The 9,292-nt window shown below is 66.2% G+C and carries 11 protein-coding genes; 2 read left to right on the top strand and 9 right to left on the bottom strand.

Annotated elements, in window-relative coordinates:
- From AB0I29_RS27640 to AB0I29_RS27610, 7 genes are all read right to left on the bottom strand, one after another.
- The coding region (locus AB0I29_RS27640) for a replication initiator (RefSeq protein WP_357487472.1) at positions 1–1,394 on the bottom strand (1,394 nt) is incomplete at its 3' end.
- The gene (locus tag AB0I29_RS27635; RefSeq protein WP_357033496.1) at positions 1,391–1,648 is read right to left on the bottom strand and encodes a WhiB family transcriptional regulator; all 258 of its coding nucleotides are present in this window, start codon (positions 1,646–1,648) and stop codon (positions 1,391–1,393) included. The genes AB0I29_RS27635 and AB0I29_RS27640, both read right to left, overlap by 4 nt.
- Positions 1,649–1,683: 35 nt before the next feature.
- Positions 1,684–2,358, bottom strand: a complete 675-nt coding sequence (locus AB0I29_RS27630; protein ID WP_357033491.1) for a DUF2637 domain-containing protein — start codon at positions 2,356–2,358, stop codon at positions 1,684–1,686.
- Positions 2,355–3,977, bottom strand: coding sequence for an FtsK/SpoIIIE domain-containing protein (locus AB0I29_RS27625; protein WP_357487470.1), 1,623 nt, complete (start codon positions 3,975–3,977; stop codon positions 2,355–2,357). Before AB0I29_RS27625 ends, AB0I29_RS27630 begins: the two co-directional genes overlap by 4 nt.
- The gene (locus AB0I29_RS27620; protein ID WP_357033518.1) at positions 3,974–4,234 is read right to left on the bottom strand and encodes a hypothetical protein; all 261 of its coding nucleotides are present in this window, start codon (positions 4,232–4,234) and stop codon (positions 3,974–3,976) included. The genes AB0I29_RS27625 and AB0I29_RS27620 overlap by 4 nt, the downstream gene beginning before the upstream one ends.
- Positions 4,234–4,629, bottom strand: a complete 396-nt coding sequence (locus tag AB0I29_RS27615) for a hypothetical protein (RefSeq protein WP_357033515.1) — start codon at positions 4,627–4,629, stop codon at positions 4,234–4,236. The genes AB0I29_RS27620 and AB0I29_RS27615 overlap by 1 nt, the downstream gene beginning before the upstream one ends.
- Before the next feature lie 3 nt (positions 4,630–4,632).
- On the bottom strand, positions 4,633–5,046 hold the full coding sequence (locus tag AB0I29_RS27610) for a plasmid replication, integration and excision activator (protein WP_357033512.1): 414 nt from the start codon (positions 5,044–5,046) through the stop codon (positions 4,633–4,635).
- A gap of 114 nt (positions 5,047–5,160) precedes the next feature.
- Here AB0I29_RS27610 and AB0I29_RS27605 point away from each other — a divergent pair, with 114 nt between their 5' ends.
- A complete protein-coding gene (locus AB0I29_RS27605; RefSeq protein ID WP_357487467.1) occupies positions 5,161–5,967 on the top strand; it encodes a GntR family transcriptional regulator in 807 nt (268 codons plus the stop codon).
- A gap of 4 nt (positions 5,968–5,971) precedes the next feature.
- Entirely contained in the window at positions 5,972–6,502 is a 531-nt protein-coding gene (locus AB0I29_RS27600; RefSeq protein ID WP_357080984.1) for a GNAT family N-acetyltransferase, read from the top strand.
- 24 nt (positions 6,503–6,526) lie between these two features.
- Here AB0I29_RS27600 and AB0I29_RS27595 read toward each other — a convergent pair whose 3' ends face one another.
- Both AB0I29_RS27595 and AB0I29_RS27590 read right to left on the bottom strand, forming a co-directional pair.
- On the bottom strand, positions 6,527–7,048 hold the full coding sequence (locus AB0I29_RS27595; RefSeq protein WP_357080981.1) for a hypothetical protein: 522 nt from the start codon (positions 7,046–7,048) through the stop codon (positions 6,527–6,529).
- Positions 7,045–8,241, bottom strand: coding sequence for an AAA family ATPase (locus AB0I29_RS27590; protein WP_357080979.1), 1,197 nt, complete (start codon positions 8,239–8,241; stop codon positions 7,045–7,047). The genes AB0I29_RS27595 and AB0I29_RS27590 overlap by 4 nt, the downstream gene beginning before the upstream one ends.
- Positions 8,242–9,292: the final 1,051 nt, after the last annotated feature.

The following is a 9,292-nucleotide window of genomic DNA, read 5'->3' as shown; positions in this document are numbered from 1 at the left end:
AGCCGGCGTTCGAGGTCGGTCACGTCGAGCGGTTCGCCGGCGCGCTGCGCCTCAGCAGCCAGACGGGCGAATCGTGCTCGAGCTGCGCGCAGCCGGCCGAGGGTGACGGAGTAGCGCCGGCTCTTGGTGGAGAAGTGGCCGCGGAAGCCGAGCATGTGCGCCCACTTGGCGAGCAGCCGGTACGGCGAGTCGATGCAGGTCCCGCACACGCACCCGTCCTCGTCCTCTTCGGGCTCGTAGCCGGCGGGCCGGCAGGCGGTGGCGGCGCGGTCGGCCAGGCGACGGCACTCACGGGTGAGCCTGGACAGGTGTGGGCGGGGCGACGCCGGGTCGACGTTGGTCGACTTGGTGGCGTACTTCGCGAGATAGCCGGCTACCTGTTCCGGCACGAGGGTGTCGGACGTGCGGGCATCGTCGGCAGCGGTTCCCGGTAGGCCAGTGCGCACGGTCCGCGCGTCGAGCTGGGACCCGAAGGCCAGCACACGCGGCACGTCCGCACCGTCGACCGCAGGAGCCTCTACCCGCACCCCACGAGCGGCCTGTTCGATCAGGCCAGCCAGCGTCGACCCGTCCACGGGCGCAGTCGAGCCGGGACCGTCGGAGCCATCGAGGCGGACCAGGGCGTGGAAGTGCACGAGGCCGCGCGCCTGGTACTCAGCGACCTTGGCGTACTGCACAGACGCGGCCTGGCGCAGCTCGGCGTCCGTCAGCCCGAGATAGCCGGCCAGGGCACGGCGGAGAGCGATCGTGAAGCGTCGCCACAGTTCCGGGGCGTGCCACTGCCAGACGATGGCCGAGGTCCAGTCGTAGCAGTCCCAGCACAGCGGCGAGCCCACGGCCTGGTCGGTCTCGGTGTGGACCCGCATGCAGGACTTGGACCGGCCGTGCGGGCAGGTCTTGGCGCGGTCATAGGGACGGCAGGTCCCACCGGCCTTGTGCCCGTTCTTCGGGCGCACACCGTGGACGTGCCCGAACGACGGCGCGGTCAGCGTGGCGAACACGAGCGGGTTGGACGCCACGGTCTCGGGCACGGTCTTGCCGCCCAGGAGGCCGGACCGGATCATCGCGAAGGTGTCGCGGGCGTAGACCCGGGAACAGGCCGGGCAGACGTCCTCGCGACGGTTGCCGCACGGTCGGTACAGCACGCCCATCGGGGCGTCGGCCGAGTGGTACTCGCTGACGACCTCGCCCGTGGTGGTGTCCACGGTCATCGAGGACCCGGAGAGCTTGACCGGGTGCGAGCAGTACCCGACGCCAGCAGCGACCTCGGAGAAGGCTTCCAGGCGGGCACGGAGGGACCGGCCCCGAGTGCTCTGGGTAGCGAACCCCAGGGCACCCGGAGCGACCTCCAGTGGTGCGTGCTCCCCGAACCCCGGGAACTCAAGGACGGTCATGCGACGTCCCAAGCTTCGGAGTCCGGCTCAGCCAGGCGAGCCTGACGGCGGATAGCAGAGCGGTCCCGGTCGTGCCCGGCCCAGAAACCACCAGTGATCCGCGCTTCTGCCACGTAGACACGGCAGGCGTCACGCAGCGGGCAGCCGGCGCAGACACGGGACATGGCGGCGACGTCCGAAGCTCCGAGCCGCCAGGTGTCCACGGTCCAGGGCAGGTCTCGTTTGTCCTCCTGGGCGCACGAGGCACCTAGCATCCAGCCGCGCGGAACGTCCTGAGGGCGAAGGCCGGTCATGCTTCGGCCCTCACGGCGAAGCCGGGCAGGTCCAGGGCATCCTGGGTGACCGGACGGACGCGGCCCAGGCGCGGACGGCGAGGCGTCGGAGCGACGACGGGCGCAGATGCCGGTGTGGCAGCGGGAGCGGACTCGGCGGGTGCAGCCGGCTCGATGGCGGCCGGCGTGGGAGCGGGCTTCACGGGTGCCGGCTCTGTCGCACGCTCAGCGGCGACCTCAGGCACAGGCACGGGCGCGGCGGAGACCACGAGCGAAGCCAGAGCGTGCGTCGAGGTGAGCACCGACAGCGGCGCGAGGGCGACCAGGACGACACCGACGACGGTGCGCAGCTCGGGGCCGACGTCGTAGGCGTGCGCGGCGTTCGCACCGATGGACACGACCGTGAAGCCAAGCATCAGGGTCCAGGCCCACGCCGAGGAACGGCCACGGGCACGAAGCACGAGCGCGACCAGGCCGTAGACGAGCACCGAGGCGTCGATGACGACGGGCACGAGGAACGCCAGAGCCTCGGGGACGCGACCCCAGAGAGCGGCGTCCCGCAGGGACGCGAACGAGAGTGCGAAGGAGGCCAGAGCGACGGCGGCGGTCAGGACGACAGTGAAGACGAGCACGGGCCGGGAGTCGGCAGCGATGCGGGCGACGGGGCCGGCAGGGCGGGCGGGGCGGTTCATGAGTCACCTCCGGGAGTTGAGGGCGCACCGGTCTCGCGGACGCGAGGCGTACGAGGGGCGCGCGGTGCACGGGGCTTGCGCGGGGCACGAGGCTTGCGGGGAGCACGAGCGGCCGGCGTGGTCGAGCTCGGGGCGGCGTTGTCGTCGTCCGGCGTCGACTTCATGGCCGTTTCAGTGGGCGGGTTCACGGCATGCAGGTGCCCACCAGCAGCGCGCCATGCGGCAGCCTGATCGGCGTCCGACCGCGACAGCGCAGCGGGGCCGGCGTTGTGGTTCGGGTACGTCGCGGCGACCTGGCGAATCAGGTTGTCCGGCCAGTACGCGGCCCGGATCTTGTCCGACGTGCCGTCGTCGTTGACCACGTACGCCGTGCCAGGCGCGTCGATGCTGATGTCATGGGCCGGTGCGACGTCGTGCATGCCGTCACCGAGGACCATCCGGACCTCTTCGGCCGAGCGGAGCCGGAGCGCCACGGTCTGGGTGAAGAGGCCGCGCATCCCGATGGTCTCCTTGCGCGGGTCCTGCACGCAGGCCACGACCAGGACGCCGAAGGCGCGACCCTGGGTCAGAATCTCGGACAGCAGCCGGGAGGCCTCGTTCTTGGTCTCCTTCTCGGCGTAGGCCGTCAACACGGCGACCTCATCCACCATGACAACGTGCAGCGGCGCACCTTTGGAGGGCTTGTGCAGACGAGACTTGCCGGCCATCGCGGCACCGCGCTCGTCAATCACGCGGAGCACCGCCTTGAGGGCAGCGATGGCGGCGCTCGGGTTGTCGGCCACCGCGTGGAACAGACCCTCCCCGACACGCACCTCAAGACCGCGCTTGAGGTCGATCCCCCATAGCTTGACGAGGCCGGCGTTCACGGCCGGGCCGAGGTTCGCGGCGATGCCCCAGAAGATCGAGCCCTTGCCGGAGCCAGAGGCGCCCACGACGAGGGTGTGCCGGCCCAGCAGCCCGAGCCGCCAAGTCGAGCCATCCACCTTCCGACCGATCGGCAGTTCATCCACGAGAACCAGCTCGGGGAAGCCCGCGGTGATCGGCAGTGCGAGGGCGTCACGCATCGTCAAGGCGATGACGACCGTTCCCGGGGCAACCGTGCGAGCCGACCACGCCAGGGCGTTGGCAGTGGTCGCGATAGCCGGCAGCGCGCGAGTGATCGCGTCAGGTGTCAGGCCGCGCTGAACTCGGACCTTGAGCGTCAGCGTCTCGCCCCTTGCCGAACGCTTGAGCACCCGAGGCACGACGAGGGTCCCGTCAGCCTTCTTGGTGGACAGGCCGCACGACGATGCGACGTCGACCCACTCACGCCGAGCCCATTTCTTCCACGCCCGACGCCGGGACGGGCCGGCTACGCGGCGTTCGTAGCTGACCGGAGCGACGCCGAACCAGAAGCCGCAGACCACTCCGGGCGCGAGGCCGACGACGAGGAAGCACAGCCCCTCAGTACGGGCGTCGGGGCGACCGGTCAGGGTGCCGAAGCCCCACCAGACCAGACCGATCAGGCCGAAGGTCAGCACCAGAGCGCGGCGGTGCCAGATCCACCACGAGCAGGCCCGCATGTACCGCTCGGCCGGGCGCAGCACACGCCGGAGCTGGGAGACGCGTTCGGGCTTCATCGATCCTTCTCCATTCCGAAGCGGCCCACCCAGCGGCCGGACTCGTCGTAGAACTCGGGCCGTTCGGCGCGGTGGGCGTTCGTGGCCGCGAGGCTGATTTCGGTGTGCAGGCTCGCGGCCCGGTCGTGCAGGCCCTGGGCCTGGTCAGCCGCACCGAGGACCCCGGCACGGTCGAGGGTTCGGTACGCGCCGTTCAGCGCCGTCACGGCTTCAGACAGATAGCTCGCGGCATTCGCGAGGGATTCGGCGCGGGACATCAGGCAGCCTCCTGCGCAACGGCGTGTGCGTCAGAGGACCAGTCCCACGGACGGCGGTGCGGAAGCCCGCCCAGCGCGAGCGGTGCGGACAGGAACACGGGCACGTTGCCCGAGGTGCCCCTCCACGACGAGAACCCATCGAGGCGATCACGTTCGATGTCCGAGCGTTCACCGAGACCGAGCAGGTGGGCGACCGTCTCACCGTGCGTGGTGTCCGTGACCGTCACGAACAGCCGCTTCTCCCCGGTCGAGCTGTCGTCATACCAGGCGATGCTCTCCACCCGGTCGTCGCCGATCAGTTCAGCCACGTAGGCGGCGAACCGGAGGACATCCCCCGCCGAGGGGGCGAGAACCGAAGCCCCCGCCACCCCCGACGACTTGGCGTTGATGCTCATGGGTCAGGCTGCCTTGCCGGCGTCCGGGCGGGCAGGCGTGGCCACGTCGGCCTTGCCCGGCTCGCACACGTCGTCGGCCTTGTACGACCACGCGAGGCGCGGCCGGTTGCCGTTGTCGTCCACGTACGGCAGTGCCGTGAGGCCCACGAACTCGATGGGCGTCCACGGGAACGGCGTCTTGTTCTCCGGGGGCACGGGCTGGAACTTCGCCGCGATCTTGACCGTCACGGCGGTGTCCTTCTTCCCCGCGTCCTCGTCCGCGTCGAGGACCACGACCTGCCACAGCGGCAGCCCCGTGTCCTTGTCGAGCTGCTGCGGGCGGGACCCGTCCTCACGCTTCGGACCGTTGAAGTCGGCCACCGGCTCGACCTCACCCTTCAGGAACGCCCCCTTCGGGAAGACGTCCTCGTGAGCCACTGCAAACCGTCGCTGCATCGCCATGGTCTTGCCCTTCTGTTCGACTAATCCAACTGGCTTAAGCCAGCGATCCACACCATAGACTAGCTTGAGCCAGTTGCGCAAGAGAGTGGCTTGAACCAGTTCGCTAGAGTTGGGCGCATGGCAGATCAGCGACCCCACGGCGACAACGCCGAAGCCCGCGCGATCGCGGCGGCACTACGGGACGCGATCCACTCCGGCGAGTACAACGCCGGCGACAAGCTCCCGTCAGAGCGAGTGCTCGCGGCGACCTACCACGGTGCCCGGAACACGGCCCGAGCGGCGATCCAGGAACTCATCCAGGAAGGCCTGGTGCGGCCCGAGCACGGGCGCGGGTACTTCGTTCGTGAGCGGCCGCGGTGGATGCGGTTCGGCCGGCTGCGCTACACGACGCCGATGCGGGCCGTCACGACGCATGGCCCGTTCGGCGCAGAGGCGCGGGCCCAGGGCAAGACGCCCCGAGTCGACGTGCGCAACGTCGAGCGCATCCCCTCCCCCGTCGACGTCGCGGAACGACTCGACATCGAGCCCGGGGCCGACGTCGTACGGCGTGAGAACTGGTACTACGCCGACGAGATCCCCATGCAGATCGGCATCACGTTCATCCCGTGGTCCATCGCCAAGGGCACCGCGCTCACGAAGGCCGAAAACCTCGGCAAGCGCGCGCTCTACGGCCGGCTGGAAGACCTCGGGTACACCATCGCGAACATCCGCGAAGAGGTCACCGCGAGGCCGGCTACCCGCGAGGAAGCCGAAGGTCTCGAAATGCCGGCAGGCGTGCCCATCATCGACCTGTGGCACACCGGCATGACCGCCGAGAATAAGCCGTTCGAAGTGACGAACTTCCGCATGCGCGCCGACTACTCAGCGCTCGACTACGACATGCCTGTGGAGTACTGAGCCCATGGCTGTGACGATCCGACCGCGCCGCGAGGAAGACATTCCCGTCCTGGCGGCCATCCTCATACGTGTGCATGAGCTGGACGGATACCCAATCGAAGGCGTGGCCGATCCGGAGGGCTGGCTACGTCACGACAGCGAGCTACGGAGTTGGACCGCAGTCGAGGACACCACCCCAATTGGCCAAATCACCTTAACCATAGGTGCCCCAAGCGACGACGCCGCGCGAGCCTGGTACGAGCACACGCACGGCGACGTCCAGTTCCTCGCAATACCCGCTCGGCTCTTCGTCGCCCCCGAGCACCGAGGTACCGGAGCAGGACGACTTCTAATGAAAACGGCCATCGAGTTCGCACGCGCCCGGAAACTGGCTATCGCATTCGACGTAATGCTTAAAGACCGCGCTGCGATTAGTCTCTATGAAAGCCTCGGAGCGGAACGTGTCGCAGAAATCGTTCATCGGGCCGCTCCTAACATTGAGGAGCCAGCCGCCGTCTACCTTATCCCTGATGGTCCGAATTCAGCCGCAACGTAGCTCAGCCAGCGTTTCGCAGCCTGCCTAGTTGCATTGGAAGACAGTCGAGTCCACGCAGCCACCGCGCAGCCAATCCTGCCAGTCTTCGGATGGGTTGAACCACTGTATTTTTCGCAGAACCTCGTAATCGGCACCAAGCCTCACCACATAATTCCGCTGTCGATCATCCCGAGACGCCACCGCAAACCAATTGAGGATCACGAGCTCTACGATGAAGGCATCCTTCTCCATGGCAGTTCTGATGCCTTCATCTTCGACCTTGCTTATCGCCCTTCGATAATCCGCAACACGGCGATCTTCTATGTGTCGGATCCTGCGCCTGGACTCCATACTTGCCCACCACCGGTTGAATGCCCGCGAAGCATGCTCTGTCCACTCGGTTTCGAGTTCCGGTGATGTCACGACCCCTACCTTGCACGCCGCGTCCTGCAATGCATTCAAAAGGAGTAGGCAGTCAAGACTCGTGTCGTTCCTCGCTGGATCGTTGTACGACTTCGCGATGTTCGTATCGATGATCAGGTACTGGTTGTACTGTGCAGTCGTCATCGACGGGCCCCGATCGCCTTGAGGTAGTCAATGTCGGCATCCTGGGAAATCTCATCAAAGTCAACGGGCCAGTCACCGAAACGACCTGCTTCGTCCAGTTCCGCCACGTCTACGCGACTGAACCCGGTCTCCGGATCACGACTGAACCAGTTCATCGACACCGCCGAAGGCGGCAGGCTGCCGAGCGCTATCTCGGTCTGGATTGAACGGATCAACAGGGAACTGTGAGTCTCGATTACCACGCGGACCCCACGATTAGCTGCGGCAACCAACGGCGCCGCAAGAGCAACCTGCGCCCTTGGATGCAGGTGAATCTCAGGTTGCTCCAGGTAGACAATCTGGCCGACTCTCGCCGCGAGCAGCGATACTAGGACAGGCAGAGCCTGGCTAACGCCGAAACCTACGTCGGCCACACTGACCAGATCCTGTGCACCGCCTCGCTGAGCGCGCGGCGTACGTCCGACCAGCAACTCGACGGATGCGTCGTTAATCTTCTGTGCCTTAATCTTCCAGGTGAGGCCTAGTACTTCCAGGTCATGCGCCAGGCTCGTGACCAGACTCGGCGCCCGATTCGACCACTCATGAATTATGCTGGCCACATACGTTTCGAACGTTCCTATGTACGTGGAGCCGACCGCGGATCGAGGATATTGCCTCTCCGGGTTTCCACGCAGACCAGGCACGTGGATTATTCCTCGCAGCAATTGCGACCATTGCGCGGTGTCGTTGTCAACGACTGGAGTTTTTAGCGGAGCCCGAACTTTGCTATCTTTCGAGATGAGGGTCAGGGATAAGTCCAAGAAGCATGTGCTCCGGAGCACATCCACTTCGTACTCATACTCGGATTCTAGGCTGTTGTTAATAAACGCTCGGCCAAGCGCGTTTAGATACGGCTCGTACTCTGCAACTTTTGTCGCTGGCATTCCTGGGTAGAGATTCATGGACCGACCCGGCCCCGAAGCGATGTCATGTGATATGACGAACCCGTCATCGCTCGTAGTGTAGGAAATAGTGCGGTCAAAGTCGCCGCTCGCCAATCCAACAGTGAACGATGCGCTTTGAGTAGCCCGGGATCTCTCGCGGCTCAGCGTCTGACTTGCATCGGTAAACTTCACGTTCGGACCGTGAAGCAGTATTGCGCCCGGATCAAAACTGGAATCGATTGTCTGCTTCAGCAAGAGGAATGCCTGCATGAAGCTAGACTTTCCCGCACTATTCGATCCGGACAGGACCGTCAGCGGAGCGACATTTATCGAAACCCTGTTACCGATCGCCTTGAATCCCGAAAGGCTTAGAGTCAGTTGCCCGTGCGTCGTATCGAGGTGTGGAGCTGACTCGTTCTGGTCATCAGCCGAACGATCGGCCCGGACTCGTCGATTCCTCGGTGGCATGTCGACCCTTCGTCGCGTCAGGAGCGCTAGACATCATGCCTGCGTGCCAGCGCCTATAACTTACGCTCACGCAACCCCTCGGTCACGTCCAAGGAGGGGGTGAACTAACAGGCTCTTTGACGCCAGCCAGCCGTGTGAGGACTTTCTTTACTGGCTCAAGGCGCGGCTCCGCCGCGCAGGGGCGCGCCGTGCCGGCGCGCCCAGGGGCCCGCGACAGGGGAGCCGGCCCCCGCGCGGGCTCGCTGCGCTCGCTCCGCGCACCCCCATCGCACCCTGGTCGCGCCGGCACGGCGCGCCCCACTCATGACGAAGGCGGCCCGGCCAGATGACCGAAACCGTCTCTCGTCGTGCAGCTCTTGCTCGTCGTCGTGCTTCCCGTAGATCGCGGACGGTCACGGCGGCCGGCACCCGTAGCCGGCTACTCGATCATCCGCCTAACAACCGCCCGCCCCCGCTCCCCCATGCTCGCCTGATCAGTGGTCCAACTTCTCACGAGACAAGCAACGACCGGCTCTCGAAGTCTCTTATCAACGCCGAACCGCATCAAGGGCACTACGCGTCACTACGTGATGGACTCCGTCCACCCTTGACCCGATCCGACGTCGACAAGACGTGGCAGGGAGCCGGGCGATGCCCACCTACGGCCGCACCGGATGTGTCCCCGATCTGTCCCCAACGCCCTGCACGCGATGCGTGTCGGAGCACTCCCTAGCTCACAGCAACCGCAGAGAACCGGGGGCGAGGACTCGTCAATCCACCTGGGGGTCAAGGGGTCGCAGGTTCAAATCCTGTCAGCCCGACAGATCGCCCCTCACCTGTTCACGCAGGTGAGGGGCGTTTTTCGTTGTCTTGA

This window comes from Promicromonospora sp. NPDC050262, assembly GCF_040655935.1.
Lineage (GTDB): Bacteria > Actinomycetota > Actinomycetes > Actinomycetales > Cellulomonadaceae > Promicromonospora.
This window is presented reverse-complemented; position numbering and strand designations above follow the sequence as displayed.

Excerpts from the sequence above, each read along its gene's own strand:
- AB0I29_RS27635 (WP_357033496.1), bottom strand. The coding sequence starts at position 1,648 with ATGCTAGGTGCCTCGTGCGCCCAGGAGGACAAACGAGACCTGCCCTGG.
- AB0I29_RS27630 (WP_357033491.1), bottom strand. The coding sequence starts at position 2,358 with ATGAACCGCCCCGCCCGCCCTGCCGGCCCCGTCGCCCGCATCGCTGCC.
- AB0I29_RS27595 (WP_357080981.1), bottom strand. The coding sequence starts at position 7,048 with ATGACGACTGCACAGTACAACCAGTACCTGATCATCGATACGAACATC.
- AB0I29_RS27615 (WP_357033515.1), bottom strand. The coding sequence starts at position 4,629 with ATGAGCATCAACGCCAAGTCGTCGGGGGTGGCGGGGGCTTCGGTTCTC.
- AB0I29_RS27590 (WP_357080979.1), bottom strand. The coding sequence starts at position 8,241 with ATGCAGGCATTCCTCTTGCTGAAGCAGACAATCGATTCCAGTTTTGAT.
- AB0I29_RS27625 (WP_357487470.1), bottom strand. The coding sequence starts at position 3,977 with ATGAAGCCCGAACGCGTCTCCCAGCTCCGGCGTGTGCTGCGCCCGGCC.
- AB0I29_RS27620 (WP_357033518.1), bottom strand. The coding sequence starts at position 4,234 with ATGTCCCGCGCCGAATCCCTCGCGAATGCCGCGAGCTATCTGTCTGAA.
- AB0I29_RS27600 (WP_357080984.1), top strand. The coding sequence starts at position 5,972 with ATGGCTGTGACGATCCGACCGCGCCGCGAGGAAGACATTCCCGTCCTG.